Consider the following 21,868-nt stretch of genomic DNA (forward strand, 5'->3'; position numbering starts at 1 on the left):
AGCACGGCACTCCCTGACACCGTACCCTCATCCGCCCTCCGGGCACCTTCTCCCGATGGGAGAAGGGAGATGCCGTCCCAGGCGCAGACGACATCAATCCGCAGCAACCTCCCCCTCGCGCAACTCCCGATACGCCACCACCAACGCCTGCACATCCTCGGCCGAGAACAACAACTTCAACACCGGCGACACCTCGTAACGCTCCTCGCTGCCGCGCAACCGCGACAGCAACTGGTTCTCGCGCATCTTGCCGATGGCCGTCATCACCCGCCGCGTAAACCCGGCCCTGTCGGTGGACACGTTCTTTTCGTACACCGACAACGCCTCCACCAACTGCGCCTCGTCCACCACCGCGCGCTCGCCGCGCGTATCGGCTTCGGCCAGTTGCTGACGCAGGAACAGCAGCAGCACCGACTCGATGAAGGTCAGCGGCGCGCTGCGCAGCAAGGTGGGCGATTCCAGCTCGGCGGTGTCGGCCTGGCGGGTGAACGCCACTCCGCCTTCGCGGTCCAGTACCAGCTCCAGGAACAGTTCGCACAGCACCTGGCGTACTGCCACCTCGTTGCGTAGCAGCGCAGGCCACAAACCGCCGTGCCGCTGCGCGTCGATGCTGGGGCCGGCCAACAGCTGGCACAGCGCGCGGCGCGCATCGAATGGCAGCGTACCGGTGTCGCCGAGGAACAACGCGCCGCCCTGCGCGGCGCTGGCGGCATCGCTGGCCGGCAGCCTCAGCGCGCTGGCGTGTGCGTCGGCGTCATCGTCGTCGTGCGCATCCAGCGCTGCCTGCTCAGACCAGTTCATTGCGTTTCTCCCGGGTAAACCACACCAAAGGAATGCGTGCGCGCCGCAACGTGCCGTCGCCGCCTTCCCATTGCACCGTTTCCATGTGGCCATCGATCACCAGGCCGTGGCGCGTGCCCAGCGACAGATAGCCGATCACACTGCCCAGCCCCTGCACCGCCGGCCGCTGCTGCAACGCATCGCCGATGGTGAGCCGCGGGCGCTCGCCGAGCAGCGCGTGCAGATCGCGGCGCAGGCTGCGCACGTCGATCTCCGATTGCGCGACCAAATCGCCCACGCTGTCCAGCGAGATCTCTGCCGCGTCGGCCGCGTACACGCGGCCATCGACCTGGGTGAGGCGCGGGTCGTGCAGGCGCCACTGCGACAACGAGCGCAGGCGGCTGCCGCTCAATGCCTGCGTGTAGCCGGTGGCGGTGGTGGCGTGCAGGCTCTCGCGCAGGTGCAAGGCTTCGCCCTGTGCCTGCTTGAGCAATTGGTTGAGCCGGCGCTGTTCCAGATACCCGCGGCTCTGCACGAACCCGCGCAGGCTACGTGCGAAGTGCTGCATCACCGTGTGCACTTCGCCGCCGCGCTCCAGCAGCGTGCCGGTCAACCCGCGCAGGAAGGCGCGTTCGCGGCGGTCGAGCTTGCGGGCGAAACCGCGTGCCAGCAGCGCATCCAGTGCCTGATCGAGCTGGCTGCTCTGCTGGGTGTCGTTGAGCAGGCTCCAGAACGCCTCGAAGGTGCGTCCGGCCTCGCTGTCGGCAATCACGTCCACGCCGTTGAACAACTGCTCCAGCACATCGCCGCGCGCGCCTTCGTCGTCGATGATGCGTTCGCGAAATTGCCGGTTGAGTTGTTCGAAGTCATCGCGCACGCGATGGAAATCTTCGGCCAGTTCATCGGAGAGATGGATCAGGTCGCGGGTGCGTTCCAGCGCGCGCTTGCCGTCCAGCGCACCGACGCGGCCGGCGGCCACCCGCTCGATCTCGGCATCGATGCGCTCGCGCTCTGCGCGTAGTGCTGCCAGGCGCGCGTCAGGGTCGGCTTCGGTCTGGCCGGCCAGTTGCACCAGCTGCTGGATCACCAGCGACAGCCGGCTTTCGGTGGCGCTGCTGCCGCTCTCGCGCAGGCCGGCGATGAAACGGATGGCCTGGGTGGCGGCACGCGAGAGTTCGTATTCTTCTTCGGCTGCGCCTTCGGGCAGCCGGCGTTCCAGCCAGCCCTGCGCCAGCCAGTGCGCCAGGTAGGCCTGCGCGGTGCGCGGCAGCTCGCGGGAAAGTTCGTCGCCGCGCAAGGCATCCAGCTGGCGCTGCAGGCGCGCATGCAGCACCGCCGATGGCAGCCGGCGTTCGCCGTCCATCAACAGGGTCTGCAGCAGGCCGATCAGCTCCGGTGCGTGATCGGCGGCGAGCAATTTCCACGCCGGCTGGTCGCGCAAGTGGCGGTAGCCGGCAATCCGTGCCTGATGCTTCATGACGCCTGCCGGAGCTGCCTCAACGCTTGCCGCCCACTTCGATGAACTGCAGGAATTCGGCGCGGGTGCGCGCGTCCTCGCGGAAGCTGCCGAGCATCTTGGAGGTCACCATGCTGACGCCGCGCTTGTGGATGCCGCGGGTGGTCATGCATTCGTGCGCGCCTTCCACCACCACGCCCACGCCGCGCGGTTGCAGCACGTCCTGGATGCACTGGGCGATCTGTGCGGTCATCTTTTCCTGCACCTGGAAGCGGCGCGCGTAGCTTTCCACCACGCGGGCCAGCTTGCTGATGCCCACCACCTTGCCGCGCGGCAGGTAGCCCACGTGCACCTTGCCGATGATCGGCGCCATGTGGTGCTCGCAATGGCTTTCATAGGAGATGTCGCGCAGCACGATCAATTCGTCGTAGCCGGCCACTTCTTCGAAGGTGCGCTCCAGGTAGGCGCGCGGTTCTTCGCGGTAGCCGCTGAACCAGTCGCCATAGGCTTCGGCCACCCGGCGCGGGGTGTCCAGCAGGCCTTCGCGGGCAGGATCCTCACCGGCCCAGCGCAGCAGGGTGCGCACGGCCTCTTCGGCCTGGGCCTGGGTAACGGATGAATCGGGCTGGTCGGACTGGCTCATGCGCATGCACCCAAAGGGGGCGTGCATGGTACCCGAGGACGGGGCGGCGGCCCCAGCAGTGGCCCGCGCTGCCTGCCGGGGGTTTAGTTGACAGTTGATTCATTGTTGAATTGATAGCATCCTATCTATTGTGATGACTACCTATCTTCCTCCCCGCGCCCAGCTCAGTGCCGGCCTGCTGGTTGCCAGCCGCCAATGGCAGCGCCTGGCCGACCAGGCATTTGGCGAGTTCGGCCTGTCCAGCGCCTGCACCGGGCCGTTGCTGATGATTGGCCGCTCCGGCGGCGGCATCCGCCAGGTGGCCCTGGCCCAGCAGCTGGGCATGGAAGGCCCTTCGCTGGTACGGCTGCTGGACAAGCTGTGCGCGCAGGCGCTGGTGCGCCGCGAAGCCGACAGCAGCGACCGCCGTGCCAACCAGTTGTGGCTGACCGAGGCCGGCCAGGCGTTGGTCGGGCAGATCGAGGCGCGCCTGGTGGCGCTGCGGGCCGAGGTGTTCGGCGCGCTCAGCGATGCCGAGGTGGAGGTGGTGTTGAAGCTGTGGGGCCTGATCGCCGAGGCGAACGCGCGCCTGCCCTAGTTGTGCCGACGACCCGCCGTGGTTGCCGCGTGGCCTGGCCGCGCCGGGCGTCGTTGTTTCCCTTCCCCAGGATATGTGGCCGATGTACGGAGAATTCAGTCTCTACGGTGTGTTCGTACCCACCCTGCTGGCGTTGATGACGCTGGCCTACCTGCTCAACAGCGCGGTTGGCGCGCTGCTGACGCGGGCCGGGGCGTATCGCCACATCTGGCACCCGGCCCTGTTCAACCTGGCGCTGTACATCGCCCTGCTGGGCGGCCTGTTTTCCCTCATGCGTTGGATGCAATCGTGAAGAAGCTGATCAAGACGGCCGGGCCGGCGCTGCTGACCTTGGCAATGGTGGTGGTGGCCGCAGTGGTGCTGCAGCACCTGTGGCGGTACTACATGGATGCACCGTGGACGCGCGATGCGCACGTGGGCGCCGATGTGGTTCAGGTGGCGCCGGATGTGTCCGGGCTGGTGGAGCAGGTGGCGGTGGCCGACAACCAGGCGGTCACGCGCGGGCAGCTGCTGTTCGTGGTGGACCGCGCGCGTTATGCGATTGCGCTGGAACAGGCCCGCGCCGCACTGGCCGAACGCCAGGCCACCCTGACCCAGCTGCGCCGCGAGATCGCACGCGACCGCAGCCTGCAGGACCTGGTGGCCGCCGAAGATGCCGAAGTGCGCCGCTCCAACGTGCAGAAGGCGCAGGCCGCTGTGGCCACCGCGCAATCGGCAGTGGACCTGGCCCAGCTCAACCTGGACCGTACCGAAGTGCGCAGCCCGGCCGATGGCCATATCAGCGACCGCACCGTGCGCGTGGGCGACTATGTCAGCGCAGGGCGCCCGGTGGTGGCAGTGCTGGACACCGGCTCGTTCCGCGTCGATGGCTATTTCGAGGAAACCCGCCTGCAGGGCGTGCACCCGGGCCAGCGCGTGGACGTGCACCTGATGGGCGAGCCGGTGACGCTGCACGGCCACGTGCAGAGCATCGCCGCCGGCATCGAAGACCGCTACCGCACCGGCAGCGCCGGCGCCCTGCCCAACGTCACTCCCGCCTTCGACTGGGTGCGGCTGGCGCAGCGCATCCCGGTGCGCATTGCGCTGGATGCGGTACCGGCGCAGGTGCAGTTGATCGCCGGGCGCACCGCCACCGTCACCATCCTGCCGGATGCCGCGCGCCCCGCAGCGGCCACTGCGCCTGCCCGCGTGCAGGCGAAGGCCGCGCCATGAGCCGCGCCGCGTTGCGTCACCTGGGTCTGGCGGCGGCGTTGACCGCACTGAGTGCCTGCAGCACCGTCGGCCCCGACTACGCGCTGCCGCGCGAGGCGGTCTACAACCGGCCGGCCGCCAACGCGCCGTTCCTGGACACCGGCAACGCGCAGGTGCAACCGGGCGCGCCACTCCCGGCACGCTGGTGGGCGCTGTATCAGGACCCGATGCTCGATGGCCTGGTCGAACAGGCCCTGCGCGACAACGTCGAGCTCAAGGTGGCCAGCGCCAACCTGCGCCGCGCCGCGGCCGTGTACGAGCAGGCGCTGGACGCAGGCGGGTTCGACTATGAAGTGGAAGCCGGCGTCAGCCGCGCGCAGATCTCGGCCGAAGCCTTCCTGCAGGAAGAAAAACTGCCCGTGTTCAACCTGGCCGACGGCAAGTTCGGCGTGTCCTACCAGTTCGATCTGTTCGGCAAGCTGCAACACGGTGCCGAAGCCGCGCACGCCGACACCCAGGCCGCGCAGGCGGCGATCGACCTGGCCCGCGTCAGCGTGGCCGCACAGGTGGCCGGCAGCTATGTGGAGATCTGCAACGCCAACCACGAGCTGCATGTGGCCGAGCACTCGCTGCAGCTGCAACAACGCAGCCGCACGGTGACCCAGCGCCTGATCAGCGCCGGCCGCGGCACCCCGCCGGATCTGGCCCGCGCCACCGCGCAGGTGGCGATGCTGGAAGCCGCGTTGCCGCCGCTGCGTGCACGCCGCCAGGCCGCCGGCTACGCGCTGGCCGCGCTGCTGGGCAAGACCCCCGGCGAACTGCCGGCCGGGGTGGACAGCTGCGCGCACGCACCGGCGCTGCAACAGCCGATCCCGATCGGCGACGGCCGCACCCTGCTTGCGCGCCGCCCGGACGTCCGCCAGGCCGAACGCCGGCTGGCCGCGGCCACCGCGCGCATCGGCGTGGCCACCGCCGAGCTGTATCCGGACATCCGCTTGGGCGGCTCGATCGGCGCCACCGGCCTGCTGGCCGATATCGGCGAGCCGGCGACCCACGCCTGGTCGATCGGCCCGCTGATTTCCTGGACGCTGCCGTCCAGCGGCGCGCATGCCCGCGTGCGTGCCACCGAGGCGGGTGCCGACGCGGCGGTGGCGCAGTTCGACCACACCGTGCTGCAGGCACTGCGCGAAGTGCAGACCACGCTCTCGCGCTATGCGCAGGACCTGGACCGCCTGCGCCTGCTCGAACAGGCGCAGCAGCAGGCCGAACTGGCCTCATCGCAGAACCGCCGGCTGTACCAGGGCGGGCGCACGCCCTACCTATCCAGCCTGGATGCCGAGCGCACCCTGGCCACCGCCGACATGACCCTGGCCGATGCGCAGGCGCAGGTGTCCAAGGACCAGATCCAGTTGTTCCTGGCCCTGGGCGGTGGCTGGGAACCGGCCACCGACGCGACCGCTGCGCGATGAACGCCTTGCTGCGCGACCGCCAGGCGTGGCTGTTTTCGGCCAAGACCTTCGCCGCGGCGATCGCGGCGTTGTACGTGGGCCTGGCCGGCAATCTGTCGCGCCCGTACTGGGCGATGGCCACGGTGTACATCGTCTCCCAGCCCCTGCTCGGCCCCACCCGCGCCAAGGGCGTATACCGCGTGCTAGGTACCCTGCTGGCCGGCGCGGCCACGCTGGTCATGCTGCCCAACCTGGTGGAAACGCCGCTGCTGCTCAGCGCGGCGATGGCGCTGTGGTTGTCGGCCTGCCTGTTCCTGGCGCTGCTCAATCGTGGCCCGCGCGGGTATGCCTTCCTGCTGGCCGGCTACACCACCGCCTTTATCGGCTTTCCGGCGGTGACCGCGCCGGAAGGCATTTTCGATACCGTGGTGGCGCGCAGCGAAGAGATCATTCTGGGCACGGTGATGGCGGTGCTGTTCGCCGCGCTGGTGTTCCCGGCCTCGGTGCGGCCGATGCTCACCGCACGCATCGGCAACTGGATGCAGGACGCGGCGCAATGGTGCCGGCAGGTGCTGCAGCGCGGCCCGGCACAGGCGCCGCGCAACCGGCTGGCCGCCGACCTGGTGCAGTTCGAGGCCTTGATCGCCTTCGTGCGGCATGACGACCCGCGCCACGCCGGGGCCGCCCCCGCGCTGGAACACTTGCGCGCGCGCATGTTGCTGCTGCTGCCGGTGCTGTCCTCGATCGCCGACCGGCTGGATGCCTTGCACGCAGCCTCACGCGCGCTGCCGGGCGAGCTGATCGCGCTGCTGGAGGACATCGGCGCCTGGGTGGAGCGCGCTGGGCCCGATGCCGCACAGACCGCGGCTGAGCAGCCCGAAATGATCTCTGCAGGCGACGCCGATGCCGACGCGGCGGTGGCCAGCCTGCGTGCCCGCATCGCTGCACTGCGCCCGGCGGTGGATGACGACCTGCAGCATCTGCTGCTGGCCAGCCTGCTGCTGCGCCTGGAGGAACTGCTGGATCTGTGGCAGGACTGCCGCGCGCTGGAATCCGCCTTGCTGCAGGGCACGGCGTTACCTGCGTTGCCGGCTGCAGCACGTGATCGCGCTGTACCGGAAACCGATGCCGGGGCCGGCGCCGAGGTGCGCCTGCGATCGACCGTGCCGCAACATGTGGGCAAGTCGGGCGGCGAGACATCGCCCGGTGCTCCCGCACACGCGGACACCGCGCCCAGCGCCGCGTCCAGCCAGCCCGCATCGCTGCTACAACGCCTCACCCGCTCTTCCAGCCGCCTTTCCACCGATGCACCGGCCACGGCAGGTGACGCACGGCATATCGACTACGGCATGGCGGCGTTTTCTGCGTTGAGCGCCGGCTTCGCGCTGATGGCGTACTGCGTGCTGTGGATCGGCATCGACTGGGAAGGCGGCGGCAATGGCGCGATGATGGCGGCGGTCACGGCCGCCTTCTTTGCCGCGCAGGACGACCCCGCGCCCAGCATGGTGTCCTTCCTTACCTGGGCGGTGGTCGCCAGCGTGGTGGCGGGCATCTACCTGTTCGGCATCTTCCCGGCCATCCATGATTTCCCGATGCTGGTGCTGGTACTGGCCGCGGTGTTTTTGCCGCTGGGCGCGTTGCTGCATCGGCCCAAGACCATGTTGATCGCGCTGCCGCTGGTGGTGAATCTCACCGCGCTGCTGAGCCTGCAGAACACCTACAACGCCAACATCCAGAGCTTCGTCAACGCTGCGGTAGCGATGGTGCTGGGCATTGGATTTGCCGTGGTGCTGACGCGGCTGTTCCGCTCGGTGGGTGCCGAATGGAGCGCACGCCGGCTGGTGCGGCAGGGCTGGCGCACGCTGGCCGCTGCCGCCGATGGCCGTGGTGCGCAGGACCGCCACCAGTTCGCCGCACGCATGCTCGATTTGCTCGGCCTGCTCGCGCCACGCCTGGCGGTGGCACCGCCCGGTAGCGACCTGGCGTCGGTGGACATGCTCACCGAAATCCGCGTGGGCTTGAACATCCTCCAGCTGCGCCGCGCCCGGCATGGCCTGCCGCCAGCGAGCATCGCCGCGGTGGACGCGATCCTTGCCGATGTGGCCACGCATTACCGGCAGCAGGTGGCGCACAAGCGCCCGCTGCCCGGCCCCGACACCTTGCGCACACGCCTGGACGCCTCGCTGGCGCGCGTTGGCCAGGTGCCGGCCGGCACGCACCGCGATGAAGCCCTGCTCGGCTTGATCGGCTTGCGTTCCAGCCTGTTCGTTGACGCAACCGTGCCGGACAACGCGACAGGGCATCCGCAGTTGGCGTGAGTCGCGCTTCTTTCAAAGCGATCAAGCAGTGTTTGCATGCCACTGGCGCGCGTTGCCTTGTGTGCCGGTGTTGCGACACGGAGCCGCGTGTGGCGAGTCATGAGTACGCAAGAGACAGCACCGACACGTGCGGTGCAGATCGTCATCAACCACCGCGCGGCTCGTGGACCGAGACAGCGCGCTCACCACCATCTCAAGACGCCATCTGACGCAGCAGGTGCCTCATCTTCAAAGACGTGTGGCGGCAAGGGAGTCCTCGCCGCCACCTGGCAGTGCGCTGAGCCGCACCCTCATCCGCCCTTCGAGCACCTTCTCCCGATGGGAGAAGGATCCCTAAAGCACGCCAGCGCACCTCAGCGCTTGCGCGTATGCATCACGTCTTCGTGGTCCAGCCAATTGCTGCCCTTGTTGGTCAGGAAGAAGATGTAGACCACCAAAGACACCGCGATCACCGCCGTGGCGTAGATCACGAACTCGCTCACGTGGCCGGTCTTCAACGAGGCCTGGTACAGCAGCGGCGCGGTGCCACCAAACGCGGAATTGGCCAGCGCATAGCCCAGGCCGACGCCCAGCGCGCGCACATGGGTGGGGAACAGCTCGGCCTTCACCACCGCGTTGATCGAGGTGTAGCCGGTCAGGATCACAAAGCCCACGGTGAGGATCGCGAACGCGGTCAGCCAGTCGGTCTGCTTGGGCAGTTCCATCACCAGGAACCAGGTGTAGAGCACGCCGCCGATGCCGAAGAACACCAACAGGCTCTTGCGGCCCACGATGTCCGACAACCAGCCACCCACCGGCTGCATCAGCATCAGCACCGTCAGCGCAACCAGGTTGATGATGGTGCCGGCCATCACGTCGCCACCGGCGAACGCGGTCTGGATCATCTTCGGGCCGGTCACCGAGTAGGTGTAGAACGCGATCGTGCCGCCGGCGGTGATCAAGAAGCACAGCAGCAGCGGGCGCCACTGGTTGACGAACAACTCACGCATCGAACCGGAGGCCTTGGCCTTGCCGGTGCGCGAATCGGCAATCGATTCGGAGCTCAGCGACTCGTCCATGGTCTGGCGCAGCCAGAACACCACCAACGCGCCGATACCGCCCAGGCCGAACGCCACGCGCCAGCCCCACTCCGACACCTGCGGTGCATCGAAGAAATGCAGCATCACCAGCAACGTGGTCTGCGCCAGCACGTGGCCGCCCACCAGGGTGACGTAATGGAACGACGACAAAAATCCGCGTCGGCCGGGAATGGCCGCTTCGGACATGTAGGTGGCGCTGGTGCCGTATTCGCCACCGGTCGCAAAGCCCTGCAACAGGCGCGCCAGCAACAGGATGATCGGTGCGGCAATGCCAATGGTGGACACCGTCGGCGTGATCGCGATGACGAACGAGCACAGCGCCATCATCGACACCGAAATGGTCAGCGCCAACCGGCGGCCATAGCGGTCGGCGAAGCGGCCGAAGTACCACGCGCCGATCGGCCGCATCAGGAAGGTCATCGCGAAGATCGCCCACACGAACATGGTGGCGTTCTTGTCTTCCTTGGAGAAGAACTGCGATTCGAAATAGGTCGCGAACACCGAGTAGACGTAGACGTCATACCACTCGACGAGATTGCCGGCCGATCCCTTGAGCGTGTTGGACACCGAGCGGCGAAGGCTGCCGGGTGCTGCGCCAGAACCGGCGGCAATCGGAGACGATGGGGGTGCGCTCATGCGGTCAGAACCTCTTGGTGGGACAGCCCCGGAGTATAGGTGCGCGCTTGTGTGACGCATGTAAGCATTTCGGCGCATAGGCAGGCGCCGCGCAAGCGGCTAGTCCGCCGGTGTCTGTGGCTGGAAACCACTACGTTGCAGGCGCGCTGCGTGTGTTCCATCGCCAAATGCAGCTGCGTAAGGCGTGACGCTTCAGCTCGCTTTCGGCGTCGGCGCGCTCAGCGATTTGCTGTACATGCCCGAGCGATCGAAGCAACACGCGCGCCGCTTGCCGGAGCCCAGCATGTCGCAGGCGGTGGCAATGCGCTTGCTTCGCGTCTCGGCCTTTTTCCCCGAGGTGACCCAGAAAATCCAGTCGCGCCGCGCCACCGCAGTGATGTCGTTCCAGGTCGCCTGCGCGGCGGGGTGCGCGGCAAGTGCGGCGTGCAGATCGTCGGGCACCACCGGCTCGGGCTCCACTTCCACCGGTGCGATCTCCAGCGTCACCGTGTCGCCGGCGGCCACCCCGGCGGCGCGCTGCAGCGCGGCGTCCAGCTTCAGCCAATGCCCGCCCTGCCCGTCCGGTTGCAGCGTGGCCTGCAATGGATGCCCGGCCAGGCTGCCGCGCACGCTGACCATGCTGCGCGTCGGCAATGCGCCGCTTGCGTTGGCAGGCAGCACTAGAAACACCCACGTGGCATCGGCCGGCGTTGCCGGTTGCAGCAAGGTGGTGGTGAAGCGGATGGCGGCGGTGCCCATGGCGCGGACGATAGCACCGCAAATGGCTGGCATCTGCTGCCTGCGCGGTGCGGTGCTGGCGCGTGCGCAGGCATGCAAACCGCCACACGCTCGAGGCCGCATGCGCGCGCTCACGCCTCCTGCGGCAGCAGTTCCTTAAGCGTATCGATCAACGCGCGCAAGCCCGGCGGCAACTGGCGTCGCCCCGGGTAATACAGCACCAGCCCCGGAAACGCCGGGCACCACGCCTCCAACACCTGCACCAGCGTGCCGCGCTGCAGTGCTGCGCGCACCGCGTATTCGGGCACATAGGCAATGCCCAGCCCGCCTTCGGCGGCTTCGCACATCAGCGGGATCTGGTCCAGGGTGAGCCGCCCGGGCACATCGATCACCACGTCCTCGCCCCGCCGTTCGAACTCCCAGCGATACAGCTTGCCGCTGGGCATGCGGTGGCGGATGCAGGCGTGCCGCTGCAAGGCATCGGGCGTGTCGGGCGTCCCGGCGCGTGCGAGATAGTCCGGTGCGGCAACCGCCACGAAACGTGCCGGCCCACCGAACGGCACCGCCACCATGTCCTGCGGCACCGACTCGCTGAAGCGGATGCCGGCATCGAACCCGGCCGCCACGATATCCACCAGCCGGCCTTCGCTCACCAGATCCACCGACAGCGCCGGGTAGCGCGCCAGCACGTGCGGCACCACCTGCTGCAGCAGCAACTGCACCACCACTTCGGGCGCGTTGATCCGCACGGTGCCGGTGGGCCCGCCGCGGAAATCGTCCAGCTCCAGCAACGCCTGGTCCACGTCCTGCAGCGCCGGGACCAACTTTGCGTACAGGCGCGCGCCGGCTTCGGTGAGCGACACGCTGCGCGTGGTCCGGTGCAGCAGGCGCACGCCGAGGTTGCGCTCCAGCGCGCTGATCACATGGCTGAGCGACGACGGTGCCAACCCGACCTCGCTGGCCGCACGCCGGAAGCTGCGGTGCGTGGCCACGGCAGTGAACGCGGCAAGGTCGTTGAACGAGGGCTTGGGCATTGGTGGCAAAACCGCATCAACTCATTCGAACTCTATGCCATAGACCCAGCAATCCGCGGTTTCTAGAGTGGGGCTCCTCTCCGAACCACAGGCCACTCCCATGTCCACGACCTGGCTCATCACTGGCGCCTCTTCCGGCTTCGGCCGCGGCCTGACCCAGACCCTGCTGGCGCGCGGCGATCGCGTCGCCGCCACCGTGCGGCGGGCGGACGCCCTGGCCGACCTGCAGGCAGCGCACGGCAACGCATTGACCGTACTGCAGCTGGACGTGCGCGACACCGCCGCGGTGCAGGCGGTCGTGGCACAGGCATTCGCGGCGCTGGGCCGCATCGATGTGGTGATCAGCAACGCCGGCTACGGCACGCTGGGCGCGGCCGAGGCCGCCACCGACGCGCAGGTGCGCGCGCTGATCGACACCAACCTCATCGGCTCCATCAGCGTGATCCAGGCCGCGCTGCCGCACCTGCGCCGGCAAGGTGGCGGGCACGTGGTGCAAGTGTCCTCCGAGGGCGGGCAGATCGCCTACCCCGGCTTCAGCCTGTACCACGCCAGCAAGTGGGGGATCGAAGGCTATGTCGAAGCGGTGCGCCAGGAAGTGGCCGGCTTCGGCATCCAGTTCACCCTGGCCGAACCCGGCCCGGCGCGCACCAACTTCGGCGCCGCACTGGAACGCACCGCACTGCCGCCCGACTACGCCAACACCCCGGTCGACGCACTGCTCCGCGCGCTGGACGACGGCAGCTGGGTCATCACCGGCGACCCGCAGCGCATGGTGGACGCGATGATCGCCTGCACCGAACAGACCCCACCGCCGCTGCGCCTGGTCATGGGCACCGCGGCGTATCACGCCATCCACGCCGCCCTCAGCACGCGCCTGGCTGCGCTCGAAGCCCAACGCGCGATCGCGTTTTCCACTGATGCACCGGCGACGGCGCACTAGCGCAAGCCGCGGCGCTGATAACGGCCGCTCGCATCTCTCCGCCAGCGCGCAGTTGCCGCTCCCCTTCACAACCTCCACCGCGCCGGCTTGCCAGAATGCCGGCCGCTTGAGGCCGCGACGGCGCGGGAAACGGGAGTGGATGCATGACATGGATCATCGTGGCTTCGGTCATTGCCACGCTGGTGGGTGGGTTGCTGGCGCTGAACTTCGCCACGCCGGAAAAGAAGCTCCAGCACATTCCCAAGCATCTGTACGACGTGGCCGACCCGCAGTTCAAGCGCGAGATGTCGGTGTTGCTGGGCCCGGCGATCCTGCCCGGCAACAAGGTCGATGTGCTGCAGAACGGCCAGGAGATTTTCCCGGCGATGCTGGCCGCCATTCGCGCAGCAAAGCGCACCATCACCTTTGAAACCTACATCTATTGGTCGGGCGAGATCGGCCGCGAGTTCAGCGAAGCGCTGTCCGAGCGCGCGCGTGCCGGGGTGGAGGTGCGCGTCACCATCGACTGGGGCGGCAGCCTGAAGATGGATCACGCGCTGGTGGACACCATGACCGAGGCCGGCGTGGAAGTGCACCGCTACCGCCCGCTGGCCTGGTACAACCTGCACCGCATCAACAACCGCACCCATCGCAAGTTGCTGGTGATCGACGGCCGCATCGGCTTCACCGGCGGCGTGGGCGTGGCCGATCAGTGGATGGGCGATGCGCAGGACCCGGAGCACTGGCGCGATACGCATTACCGCATCGAAGGGCCGGTGGTGGCGCAGGTGCAGACCGCCTTCAACGACAACTGGATCAAGAGCACCGGCCGCGTGGTCAACGGCGCAGACTACTACCCGGCGCTCACACCTGCCGGCGACAGCGACGCGCAGCTGTTCGTGGCCTCGCCCTCCGGTGGCAGCGAGAGCATGCACCTGATGTACCTGGTGGCCATTGCCGCGGCGTCCACCTCCATCGACCTGGCGGCGGCGTACTTCGTGCCCGATGCCTTGATCACCCGCGCGCTGCTGGAAGCGCGCACGCGCGGGGTGCGCATCCGCGTGCTGCTGCCCGGCCCGCACATCGATGCGATTTCGGTGCGGCTGGCGTCCAAGGCCAGTTGGGAACCGCTGCTGCAGGCCGGCATCGAGATCCACGAGTACCAGACCACCATGCTGCACACCAAGTTGCTGATCGTGGACGGGCTGCTGGTGTCGGTGGGCTCGACCAACTTCGACATCCGCTCGTTCCGGCTCAACGACGAAGCCAGCCTCAACGTGTACGACCGCACGCTGGCCGCGCGCATGACCACGGTGTTCGAGCGCGATCTGCAGCAGGCGCAGGCCTACAGCCTGGAACGCTGGCGCGCGCGCCCGCTGCGCGAGAAGCTGGCCGAGAAGCTGGTGATTCCGATCCGCTCGCAGGTGTGAGCTGGCAGCACGCCAACCAACGCCGGCTTTCTCAGTACGCCGAGGCCTGCAGCCGCAGCTGACGCAAGCGCCACCACACCCCGCCCACGTGCACCAGCGAGTACAGCACCAGCGCCGCGGCGATGCCGAGCGTGAGCGGGCTGGCCTGTGACCCGGCCACCGCCGCGCCGCCGCTGAAGGCGCCATCGGTCCAGCGCCAGGCCAGGCGGCCAAGCAACACCAGCATCAGCGCGCCGCCAATCCACGGATTGGGCGTGTACCAGCCGCGGCCGTCCACCCATTCGGCATGCGTGTAACGCAACGACACCACACCCAGCCCCGCGCCGACCACCGCGCCCAGCGCCACACCCGGCGCCACCCCAGGCAACCCGTAGGCGGCGTAGCCCAACGCCGCGGTGGCCACCAGCAACAGGGCGGTGCGCAAGGTCGCGGCCACCGGCTTCCAGGGTTGGCGCCCGAAGCTGCGGCGGATGCGGCGGTAGTAGAAGAAGGCAACCGCAGCCATCGACAGATAGGGCGTCAGCGGGGCAATGGCGTAGGCGGGCATGCAACATCCTTTGCGGGGTGAGGTGGGTGAAGCGAGAGCTGCAGGATGAAACCCGGCCCGGGCACGAACAAGGTGCCAAGTGTCACTTTCTGCAGCCATCCGCGCCGCTGTACCCCAGCTACCCGGCAACGCGCGGGGCGACTTCGCACACCCCGCGGCCGGCCGGTGAACGCAACGCCCGCCTGCGGCAGCCGTTGCCACACGCGGATCCAGGCGGCGGCGGTAGACTTGCCGCCAGTGTTCCCCCACCGCAGTGCCATGTCCCCCATCAAGCAACACGCGCACCAGCTGATCGACGCGCTGCCCGAGGCCGCCGGGTGGGACGACCTTGCGCGCGCGGTGGACGGCGCCCGCTTCGAGGCCGCGGTGCATGCAGGCATGGCCGCTGCCGACCAGGGCCAGATCGCCAGCCCGGCACAGGTGACGGCGATGTTCGCCAGATGGGGTGTTGATGTTGCGGCGTGACTGGACCGTCCCGGCCGCCACGCAGCTCGCCCACGCCCAGGATCACTACCACGCGCTCAACCCCACCGCGGCCGCGGCGATGGCCCGGCAGGTGCGCGAAGCCACCCGCACCCTGGCCGAGCAACCCGGCCGTGGCCGTGCCGGCCGGGTTGCAGGTACCCGCGAATGGACGGTGAAGCACACCCCGTACGTGCTGGTGTACCGCGTGCGCGACGACGCCCTGCAGCTGCTGCATGTGCGCCTGGAGACCCAGGACTGGCTGCCGCGCACCGAGCCGGTGATCGAGCGCATCGAACCGTGGATTGCCGCGCTGATCAGCGCGCTGCTGCATGTGCTGATGCTGCTGATCCTGTTGTCGGCCTCCACGCCCAGCATGACCCCGCCGCAGGGCTCGGCCAGCGGTGGCCGCACCAAGGTGGACTTCGTCGGCGACACCTCCCAGCCCGATCAACCGGTGCCCTCGCCCACCCCGGTACCGCCATCGCCCACACCCACGCCCGTGCAACCGCCGCCGGCTGCCTCGCCGGTGCAGTCCACGCTGGTGCAGCAGGCCAAGAACCCGGTACCGCCGCAGGGCGACACCGCGCCCGGCAGCCTGGCCGAACGCCGCCGACAAACTCGGCGCCAGACCCGTCCCACTCCGCCGCAACCGCCGGCGCCGCCGGCCGCCTCCACCCAGCGCCGCCCGGAAACCTGGACCGGCCGCCCGCCCGGCATGCTGGAAGAAGAGGCCGACGGCGCCGAAGACGGCACCGCCAACACCTCCACCATCAGCCAGGGCCGCCGCAACGACCGCAACAACGCCCAGCCCAGCATGGATGTGGGCGGCTTCCAGGTGTATTACGAAGTGCGCAGCGAAACCCAGCTGCGCGCCTGGAAGGAGCAAGGCATGCAGGAGATCGCCATCATCCTGCCCGGCACCCAGCAACGCATGGTCTGCCCGCTGGACGTCGCGCTCAAACGCGGCTCCAGCAAATGCCGCCTGCTGCCGCCGGATTCGCCCGAGCTCAAGAGCATTGGCGACGCCCGCGAAGTCATCAACATGATGGAGGTCTACCGCCAGGGCGAACCGGTGTGGCGCGGGCCTGGACCGTATCGGTAAACGGTTGGACTAGGTGGGCCCGGATTCCCCTTACCTGCACGTGCCGGAATGGCTGCATCGATACCGGGCAGGTTGACGCTGCCTAGTGCTTGCACTTTTCTAAAGTGCAAGCAACCTGCCCGAGGGCCGCAAGCGGTCCACATTGCATTCGCGGTTGGAAAGCGAGGTGTTGCCCTTGTTCAAGGGGGCGCCTGCTGTCGTTCGATTTGCACGCCTCGCACGCATTTGCATCGCTTGCGTCGAACGCCCGAAACACCGCGCTGACCCTCGGCTACGCAGATGCTTACTTCGCTGCAACCGCAGCCTCGCAAGACGTGGCGGTGGCAACACGTGACACGGCGCCGTTCGCAGCGATGGGATTGGACGTGATCAACCCTTGGGGTTGATCGCCATTGCAGACCACGCGAGCAGCGCAGCGTTGCGCAGGTGCGTTCCGCCCGCGTGCCGGGTTCGCCCACGCGACGGCATCTCGCTGGAGGCAGGCCATGCCAGCGCAGGTCCGCACGAACGGCAAGTCGCCCCGAGCGACGTCCTCTCGCCCCGAGAGCACGTAAGCGGCAGGAAACTGGCTACAGTCTTGCGCAGGGCGGTGTCGCCCACGCCATCCACCCGCTACCAAAGGATCTCCATGCTCCTGCATCGTCTTGCCCCGCGTGTGGGCCTGGCCATTGGCTTGTTGTGTGCCTGTTGCGCGCACGCCGCCACGCCGGTGGCGGCCCATCGCTTGCTGCGCGTCACCCTGGGCGGCGCCAGCGACCAGGCCGCGTCTGGCCGCTTGCTGGTGTTCGCCACCCTGGCCAAGGACGCGCAGGCGGCGGCCAAGGAGCGCAACAAGGACGGCAAGGTGGAACAGGTGGACGCAAGCCCGTTCCGCCCCAGCGCGGTGGCAGTGGCGGCGCAGGAAGTCACCGGCCTGGCGCCCGGCGGCAGTGTCCAGATCGACCTGGATAACCTCGCCTTCCCCAGCGCGTTTTCCGCGCTGCCGGCTGGCGAGTACCTGCTGCAGGCGGTGCTGGATGCGGACCACAACTACGGCTACGGCGGCCGCAGTGGCGGTGACCTGCTGAGCGCGGTCACGCAGGCCACGCTGGGCAAGAACGCCGCTCTGCCCACGCTGACCCTGAGCACGCAGGTGCCGGTCTCCGACGACCCGTGGCAGGTATCGCCACGGGCGCCGCAGGCAGTGCGCGATGCCGTGCCCGAGGCCAAGTTGCACAGTGCCGATGCATCGATGGTGAGCCCGGCCCTGAGTGCGTTCTGGGGCCGGCCCACGTCCATCCGTGCGCGCGTGCTGACACCGCCCGGCTACGACGCCAAGGCCGCCACGCGCTATCCCACGGTGTATGTCACCCACGGCTTCGGCGGCGGCTATAACAGCTTTGCCGGCAGCATCGCCTCCACCTGGAGCGCGATGGCGGCCAAGCAGATGCCGCCGATGATCTGGGTGTTCCTGGACCAGGCCACGCCCACCGGCACCCACGAGTTCGCCGATTCGGTCAACAACGGGCCCTGGGGCACCGCGCTCACCGAGGAGCTGATTCCGGCGTTGGAAAAGCAGTACAAGATGGATGGCAAGGCCAGCGGCCGGTTCTTGAACGGGCATTCGTCCGGCGGCTGGGCCACGCTGTGGTTGCAGACGCGCTACCCCAAGCTATTTGGCGGCACCTGGTCCACCTCACCGGATTCCAGCGACTTCCACGACTTCACCGGCCCGGATCTGTACGCACCCAACGCCAACGTTTACCGGCGCGCTGATGGGAGCCAGTTCCCGCTGGTGCGCGACCAGGGCAAGGTGCTGGCCGACCTGGAAACCTTCGCCAAGCTCGAACGCGTGCTCGGCCCCTACGGCGGCCAGCTCACCTCGTTCGAGTGGGTGTTTTCACCGCGCGGCGCCGACGGGCGCCCGGTGCCGATGTTCGACCGCGACACCGGCAAAGTCGACCCGGCCGTGGTGGCCTACTGGCGCACCCACTACGACATTTCCGCGCGCGTGGCCGCGCAGTGGCCCATGCTCAAGCCCGACCTGGACGGCAAGATTCACCTGATCGTGGGCACCGCCGATACGTTCTACCTGGACGGCGCGGCGCGTAAATTCCAGGCGGTGCTGGACGGCCTGGGCGCCAAGAGCGACTTCCGCTATCTGGAAGGCCGCACCCACTTCGATCTGTACAAAGAGGGCGAGGACAGCAACGCCTTGATGAAGAAGATCGCCTGGGAGATGTACGCAGTGGCGCGACCGAAGCGCTGAGCGTGCCGCTGCATGGATGCCTGAGCGGTTGGGTGTGCCGGCCGTGCGTGCGACGTGCGACGTGTGGCCGGCGTGTAGGGCATGGCGATCGCGGTGGCAGCGCAAGTAGCAGATCGCCCGATCGCTGCGTGCACTGGCATCGCGAATAGCAGCACGTAGCGCAGCCACACGCGGGGCGATGCGTCGTGGCAGCTCGCTGCGCTGCGTAACACCAAGCATCAGCACCACTCACGGTGCAGCGCAGTTCCTCGTTAACCAACACTCACTCGCGTGCAGGGGTGACAACGCACAACACGCATCAACCCAGCAATAACAGCACGCTGCGCAGCCACACGCGCAACGAACGCGGCATTGCGGCTTGCTGCACTGCGTACCGCGAAGCATCAGCAGCAATTAGCAGTGCCAGCGCAGTTCTTCGTTAGCCAACACTCACTCGCGTGCAGGGGTGACAACGCACAACACGCATCAACCCAGCACCGAGTGACATCGGCCGCGCGCAGCAGCGCGTCGTGACGCGCACCATCCAGGCGCCGGCCCTGCAGCGGCGCTGTTACACCTCAGCGACTCACGCCGAGCGCCTCGGCAACTCCCACTGCGCCTGTTGCCGTAGCACCAGCAGCAAGACCTGCAGACGCCCGGCGCGCACCATGGATGCGGGTGTCTGGCCATCCAGTGCGTTCATCGGCTCACGGAACCAGCGAATCAGCGCCTCGTTGTTGCCGCCGTTCAAGGCCCAGGCGTGGCAGACGATCTCGCCCAGGGCCTCGATGCCGGCGCTGCCCAGCAGCTTGAGGTGGTCGGGCGTGAACGCGAACAGCGACAGCACCAGCTCGGCATCGGCGGCCTTGCCGTGGTCGTGCTCCATCTGCTCGCTGTGCGCGGTGCGGTACGCCGCCGCCTGCGCGCGAAAATCTTCGGCACGCCGCATGCCGGTGAGCAGTGCTGCAATGAGGTCGGCGCGTTCCATGGGGCAGTCCACCAGTGTGATAGGGCGCACGCTATCTGCCGCACCGCCGCCGCTCAATCAGGAGTCTCCCGACAGCCGGTGAAGGCGTCAGCTTGCGTTGTCATTCGCGCCGGCCGGCCACGGCCATGGGCGCCACGCGGCGGCGGCGCTGCCCAGGTGCGGCGTGCGCTGCATGGCGGCCACTGCATCGCTGGCGCGGCTCCGCGCGTTCCCGGTGCTTAACGAACGGATTGCTAGGATCCGGGCGCGTTACTGGCAGCAGCCCGCGCTTGCAGGGCTGCAGGATTGGAGTGTCACCTCATGAGGAGTTGTCAGATGCCCTGGAAGCCCGCGCTCACCGCACTTGCCCTGTCCGCCGCCGCCCTGCCGGCGTTTGCCCAGCCCGACCGCGAGGTGGTCGAAGACATGCTCACCCGCTCGGCCAATGTCTGCCCCGGCCACAGCACCGACCGCACCTCGCCCGCCGTCAAGGCCGTGCCCGTCGGCGCGCTGCGCGTGATGCTCGAACGCGGCCTGGTGATGTGCCCGGACCGCCGCCTCGATGCCGCCGCGCCGGCGGTGTTCTATGGCCGCCTGGGCGTGTTCGCCTGGAACCCGGAAGTGCCCGCCGCCAAGACGGTGATCGTCAAACAGATCGGCACAATGACCCGCAGCGAGGACTACCCCGTCGAGACCCTGGTGTGGGACGCCAAGGGCACCGCGCTCACGCAGCAGACCGTGCCGATGTTCGAGCCCAGGCCGGGTGCGGCGGTGTTGTACAAGATGCGTTGAGGCTGACGCGCGATAGCAGTGCCGATTCGCCCGGCTGCACGCAATGTAGTTGCGTCGCTTGCAGTCCGGGCTCTGCCTATACTCAACTCCAGCATGCTGCGCAGGAGGATGCATGAGACACCCACTGGCCTTGGCCGGGCTTGCATGCATGGTACTGGGCTTCTCCGTTCCGGGCTGCAGCGCAACGCAAACAGGCGCCAACACCATGACCAACGAACAAGGATGCGTCCGGCAACGTGGCGGTCCGCAAGACCCCGGCACCAGCCCGCCGCCGGTGATGGAGGCGTGCCTGGGTCCGTACAAGTTGCAGATTCCTGCCAACTATTTCGACGACCAGATGGGGCCGAATTTCGATGGCAGCTTCGGGCTGTATCTGGAATACCCGGAGTTGAACGCATTCGCTCCTGGCGAGCGTGCCCACCTGAAACTGGACGTGGCCACCCGCACCGTCAATATCGGCTATCGCTACCTCGACCGCGTGGACCCCGATGCATTTCTTCGGCGGCAGTACACGCCGGACGGCGCAACGCAGGACACCCCAGAAGCGGATATCAACACGCGCACAAAGGGGGAGGAAATTCACGGACTAACGCCTTACTACGCCAATGTCGCGGCCTACCGCGAACACTACCTGGCGCAAGGGCTGAAACCGTCCAATTCCATCATGGAGGCAAGCTACTACAAGGACTGGTATGTCAGCCGCGACGCAAAAGGGAACATCGACACCATCATCAAGTGCACGTCCCGCGCGGTCGAACCGTCCGGCGTGGAGTTCCGTGAGGGCAAGCTTGTCCGCAGCAAAGAGCGGGAACTTCCCAGCTGCGAGCACGTGTTCGTCATTCCGGAGATGAAGGTCGCAGTGGAGATCGACTATGTGCGCGTTGCATTGAAGGACTGGAAGAAGATCCAGGACCGCGCGCGCAGTGCATTGAAGACTTCATGCCGGCGCCCACCGGCACCTGAGCGCTTGCCAGCGACAAGGAGGTGATGCATGCCAGAACTGACGCAAGACGATCTTCGGATTCTTTCTGCCTATGCGCGGGAGGAGAATCGCGAGCTGTATTGGAACTACCTCGCCCACAAGGCTTGATCACCCGAAATGGATGGTCCACCTTCGCCCGCAGGCTGCCCTTGGTGTGCTCCCAGCGCTTGGTCCACTGCAACTGGCGCGCGTTCTTGATCTGCTTGAGCTTGGACGGCTTCTCTGCAATCAGGTAGCGCAACTTGCGCTTGCGCGCCATCTCCGCACACTTCTCCAGACCCGTGTAACGGCTATCTCCGCTGAGCGTGTCTTCCTTGCCATGCAGCAGCTTGTGCGTCTGCGCGATATCGGCGACGTTTGCAGAAAGTGGATGCGCAGCATCGTCTCCAGCCGATACGGCTGTCGCCCCGGCTGCCCCGACTTGGGATACTGCGGTTCGATCAGTGCCAGCAGGTCCTTCCACGGCACCACCTGATCCATCTCGGCCAGAAACACCTTGCGCCGCGTCTGCTTGCGCTTGCCGTTGTACTCCGCGTCGCCGAAGGTCAGCTGCATCGA

20 protein-coding genes and 2 pseudogenes are annotated in these 21,868 nt (G+C 67.8%); 12 read left to right on the top strand and 10 right to left on the bottom strand.

Going from position 1 to position 21,868, the window contains the following annotated elements; translation table 11 throughout:
• Nucleotides 1-93: 93 nt before the first annotated feature.
• Genes XCC_RS21595 through folE form a run of 3 tightly spaced genes read right to left on the bottom strand, consistent with a single transcriptional unit; the run spans nt 94 to nt 2,879 of the window.
• Complete coding sequence (locus XCC_RS21595; RefSeq protein WP_011039228.1) at nt 94-801, bottom strand: DUF4194 domain-containing protein; 708 nt, start codon at nt 799-801, stop codon at nt 94-96.
• Nucleotides 788-2,257, bottom strand: a complete 1,470-nt coding sequence (locus tag XCC_RS21600) for a DUF3375 domain-containing protein (RefSeq protein ID WP_011039229.1) — start codon at nt 2,255-2,257, stop codon at nt 788-790. The genes XCC_RS21595 and XCC_RS21600 overlap by 14 nt, the downstream gene beginning before the upstream one ends.
• Nucleotides 2,258-2,276: 19 nt before the next feature.
• Nucleotides 2,277-2,879 carry a GTP cyclohydrolase I FolE gene (gene folE, locus XCC_RS21605; protein ID WP_016945065.1) on the bottom strand — a complete coding sequence of 201 codons (603 nt, stop codon included), beginning with the start codon at nt 2,877-2,879 and terminating at the stop codon, nt 2,277-2,279.
• Nucleotides 2,880-3,012: 133 nt separating this feature from the next.
• Here folE and XCC_RS21610 point away from each other — a divergent pair, with 133 nt between their 5' ends.
• The 5 genes from XCC_RS21610 to XCC_RS21630 all read left to right on the top strand — a co-directional run bounded on the left by XCC_RS21610 (nt 3,013) and on the right by XCC_RS21630 (nt 8,413).
• Nucleotides 3,013-3,456 carry a MarR family winged helix-turn-helix transcriptional regulator gene (locus XCC_RS21610; RefSeq protein ID WP_011039231.1) on the top strand — a complete coding sequence of 148 codons (444 nt, stop codon included), beginning with the start codon at nt 3,013-3,015 and terminating at the stop codon, nt 3,454-3,456.
• A gap of 73 nt (nt 3,457-3,529) precedes the next feature.
• The gene (locus XCC_RS21615; protein WP_011039232.1) at nt 3,530-3,748 is read left to right on the top strand and encodes a DUF1656 domain-containing protein; all 219 of its coding nucleotides are present in this window, start codon (nt 3,530-3,532) and stop codon (nt 3,746-3,748) included.
• A complete protein-coding gene (locus tag XCC_RS21620) occupies nt 3,745-4,668 on the top strand; it encodes an efflux RND transporter periplasmic adaptor subunit (RefSeq protein WP_016945064.1) in 924 nt (307 codons plus the stop codon). The genes XCC_RS21615 and XCC_RS21620 overlap by 4 nt, the downstream gene beginning before the upstream one ends.
• Nucleotides 4,665-6,116, top strand: coding sequence for an efflux transporter outer membrane subunit (locus tag XCC_RS21625; protein WP_011039234.1), 1,452 nt, complete (start codon nt 4,665-4,667; stop codon nt 6,114-6,116). Before XCC_RS21620 ends, XCC_RS21625 begins: the two co-directional genes overlap by 4 nt.
• Entirely contained in the window at nt 6,113-8,413 is a 2,301-nt protein-coding gene (locus XCC_RS21630; RefSeq protein ID WP_011039235.1) for an FUSC family protein, read from the top strand. Before XCC_RS21625 ends, XCC_RS21630 begins: the two co-directional genes overlap by 4 nt.
• Nucleotides 8,414-8,766: 353 nt before the next feature.
• Here the strand turns inward: XCC_RS21630 and XCC_RS21635 are convergent, their stop codons facing one another.
• From XCC_RS21635 to XCC_RS21645, 3 genes are all read right to left on the bottom strand, one after another.
• Nucleotides 8,767-10,128, bottom strand: coding sequence for an MFS transporter (locus XCC_RS21635; RefSeq protein ID WP_011039236.1), 1,362 nt, complete (start codon nt 10,126-10,128; stop codon nt 8,767-8,769).
• Nucleotides 10,129-10,320: 192 nt separating this feature from the next.
• Nucleotides 10,321-10,866: a YdeI/OmpD-associated family protein gene (locus XCC_RS21640; RefSeq protein WP_011039237.1), complete on the bottom strand. Its 546-nt coding sequence runs from the start codon at nt 10,864-10,866 to the stop codon at nt 10,321-10,323.
• Between the two features lie 110 nt (nt 10,867-10,976).
• A complete protein-coding gene (locus XCC_RS21645; protein WP_019238146.1) occupies nt 10,977-11,879 on the bottom strand; it encodes a LysR family transcriptional regulator in 903 nt (300 codons plus the stop codon).
• A 100-nt stretch (nt 11,880-11,979) separates the two neighbouring features.
• Here XCC_RS21645 and XCC_RS21650 point away from each other — a divergent pair, with 100 nt between their 5' ends.
• Nucleotides 11,980-12,819 carry an SDR family oxidoreductase gene (locus tag XCC_RS21650; RefSeq protein WP_014509612.1) on the top strand — a complete coding sequence of 280 codons (840 nt, stop codon included), beginning with the start codon at nt 11,980-11,982 and terminating at the stop codon, nt 12,817-12,819.
• Nucleotides 12,820-12,962: 143 nt separating this feature from the next.
• Nucleotides 12,963-14,228: a phospholipase D-like domain-containing protein gene (locus XCC_RS21655; protein ID WP_043877851.1), complete on the top strand. Its 1,266-nt coding sequence runs from the start codon at nt 12,963-12,965 to the stop codon at nt 14,226-14,228.
• A gap of 31 nt (nt 14,229-14,259) precedes the next feature.
• Here the strand turns inward: XCC_RS21655 and XCC_RS21660 are convergent, their stop codons facing one another.
• Nucleotides 14,260-14,775 carry a hypothetical protein gene (locus XCC_RS21660; RefSeq protein WP_011039241.1) on the bottom strand — a complete coding sequence of 172 codons (516 nt, stop codon included), beginning with the start codon at nt 14,773-14,775 and terminating at the stop codon, nt 14,260-14,262.
• A gap of 258 nt (nt 14,776-15,033) precedes the next feature.
• Between XCC_RS21660 and XCC_RS21665 the strand changes: the two genes are divergently transcribed.
• From XCC_RS21665 to XCC_RS21675, 3 genes are all read left to right on the top strand, one after another.
• A complete protein-coding gene (locus tag XCC_RS21665; protein WP_014509615.1) occupies nt 15,034-15,240 on the top strand; it encodes a hypothetical protein in 207 nt (68 codons plus the stop codon).
• Nucleotides 15,227-16,342, top strand: coding sequence for a type II toxin-antitoxin system RelE/ParE family toxin (locus XCC_RS21670; RefSeq protein ID WP_012439694.1), 1,116 nt, complete (start codon nt 15,227-15,229; stop codon nt 16,340-16,342). Before XCC_RS21665 ends, XCC_RS21670 begins: the two co-directional genes overlap by 14 nt.
• A gap of 628 nt (nt 16,343-16,970) precedes the next feature.
• The gene (locus XCC_RS21675) at nt 16,971-18,590 is read left to right on the top strand and encodes an alpha/beta hydrolase (RefSeq protein ID WP_019238144.1); all 1,620 of its coding nucleotides are present in this window, start codon (nt 16,971-16,973) and stop codon (nt 18,588-18,590) included.
• Nucleotides 18,591-19,155: 565 nt separating this feature from the next.
• On the opposite strand, the gene XCC_RS21680 is transcribed toward XCC_RS21675, so the two are convergent.
• Nucleotides 19,156-19,557: an antitoxin Xre/MbcA/ParS toxin-binding domain-containing protein gene (locus XCC_RS21680; protein WP_016945062.1), complete on the bottom strand. Its 402-nt coding sequence runs from the start codon at nt 19,555-19,557 to the stop codon at nt 19,156-19,158.
• Between the two features lie 315 nt (nt 19,558-19,872).
• On the opposite strand from XCC_RS21680, the gene XCC_RS21685 reads away from it, so the two are divergent.
• Nucleotides 19,873-20,328, top strand: a complete 456-nt coding sequence (locus XCC_RS21685; protein ID WP_164923354.1) for a hypothetical protein — start codon at nt 19,873-19,875, stop codon at nt 20,326-20,328.
• Nucleotides 20,329-20,440: 112 nt separating this feature from the next.
• Nucleotides 20,441-21,316 carry a hypothetical protein gene (locus tag XCC_RS21690; RefSeq protein ID WP_011039247.1) on the top strand — a complete coding sequence of 292 codons (876 nt, stop codon included), beginning with the start codon at nt 20,441-20,443 and terminating at the stop codon, nt 21,314-21,316.
• A gap of 133 nt (nt 21,317-21,449) precedes the next feature.
• Here the strand turns inward: XCC_RS21690 and XCC_RS22850 are convergent.
• Together XCC_RS22850 and XCC_RS22855 are read right to left on the bottom strand one after the other, a co-directional pair.
• Nucleotides 21,450-21,656 (bottom strand): annotated as a pseudogene (locus XCC_RS22850) (IS5/IS1182 family transposase); the annotation flags it as partial.
• 11 nt (nt 21,657-21,667) lie between these two features.
• Nucleotides 21,668-21,865, bottom strand: a pseudogene (locus tag XCC_RS22855) (IS5/IS1182 family transposase); the annotation flags it as partial.
• Nucleotides 21,866-21,868 lie beyond the last annotated feature (3 nt).

The organism is Xanthomonas campestris pv. campestris str. ATCC 33913, from assembly GCF_000007145.1.
In the GTDB taxonomy this organism is placed as follows: Bacteria; Pseudomonadota; Gammaproteobacteria; order Xanthomonadales; family Xanthomonadaceae; genus Xanthomonas; species Xanthomonas campestris.

Coding starts and splice junctions, on each gene's coding strand:
- XCC_RS21600 (WP_011039229.1), bottom strand. CDS start 2,257: ATGAAGCATCAGGCACGGATTGCCGGCTACCGCCACTTGCGCGACCAG.
- XCC_RS21635 (WP_011039236.1), bottom strand. CDS start 10,128: ATGAGCGCACCCCCATCGTCTCCGATTGCCGCCGGTTCTGGCGCAGCA.
- XCC_RS21660 (WP_011039241.1), bottom strand. CDS start 14,775: ATGCCCGCCTACGCCATTGCCCCGCTGACGCCCTATCTGTCGATGGCT.
- XCC_RS21670 (WP_012439694.1), top strand. CDS start 15,227: ATGTTGCGGCGTGACTGGACCGTCCCGGCCGCCACGCAGCTCGCCCAC.
- XCC_RS21615 (WP_011039232.1), top strand. CDS start 3,530: ATGTGGCCGATGTACGGAGAATTCAGTCTCTACGGTGTGTTCGTACCC.
- XCC_RS21685 (WP_164923354.1), top strand. CDS start 19,873: ATGCCCTGGAAGCCCGCGCTCACCGCACTTGCCCTGTCCGCCGCCGCC.
- XCC_RS21630 (WP_011039235.1), top strand. CDS start 6,113: ATGAACGCCTTGCTGCGCGACCGCCAGGCGTGGCTGTTTTCGGCCAAG.
- XCC_RS21595 (WP_011039228.1), bottom strand. CDS start 801: ATGAACTGGTCTGAGCAGGCAGCGCTGGATGCGCACGACGACGATGAC.
- XCC_RS21680 (WP_016945062.1), bottom strand. CDS start 19,557: ATGGAACGCGCCGACCTCATTGCAGCACTGCTCACCGGCATGCGGCGT.
- folE (WP_016945065.1), bottom strand. CDS start 2,879: ATGAGCCAGTCCGACCAGCCCGATTCATCCGTTACCCAGGCCCAGGCC.
- XCC_RS21625 (WP_011039234.1), top strand. CDS start 4,665: ATGAGCCGCGCCGCGTTGCGTCACCTGGGTCTGGCGGCGGCGTTGACC.
- XCC_RS21655 (WP_043877851.1), top strand. CDS start 12,963: ATGACATGGATCATCGTGGCTTCGGTCATTGCCACGCTGGTGGGTGGG.
- XCC_RS21650 (WP_014509612.1), top strand. CDS start 11,980: ATGTCCACGACCTGGCTCATCACTGGCGCCTCTTCCGGCTTCGGCCGC.
- XCC_RS21665 (WP_014509615.1), top strand. CDS start 15,034: ATGTCCCCCATCAAGCAACACGCGCACCAGCTGATCGACGCGCTGCCC.
- XCC_RS21640 (WP_011039237.1), bottom strand. CDS start 10,866: ATGGGCACCGCCGCCATCCGCTTCACCACCACCTTGCTGCAACCGGCA.
- XCC_RS21645 (WP_019238146.1), bottom strand. CDS start 11,879: ATGCCCAAGCCCTCGTTCAACGACCTTGCCGCGTTCACTGCCGTGGCC.
- XCC_RS21675 (WP_019238144.1), top strand. CDS start 16,971: ATGCTCCTGCATCGTCTTGCCCCGCGTGTGGGCCTGGCCATTGGCTTG.
- XCC_RS21610 (WP_011039231.1), top strand. CDS start 3,013: ATGACTACCTATCTTCCTCCCCGCGCCCAGCTCAGTGCCGGCCTGCTG.
- XCC_RS21690 (WP_011039247.1), top strand. CDS start 20,441: ATGAGACACCCACTGGCCTTGGCCGGGCTTGCATGCATGGTACTGGGC.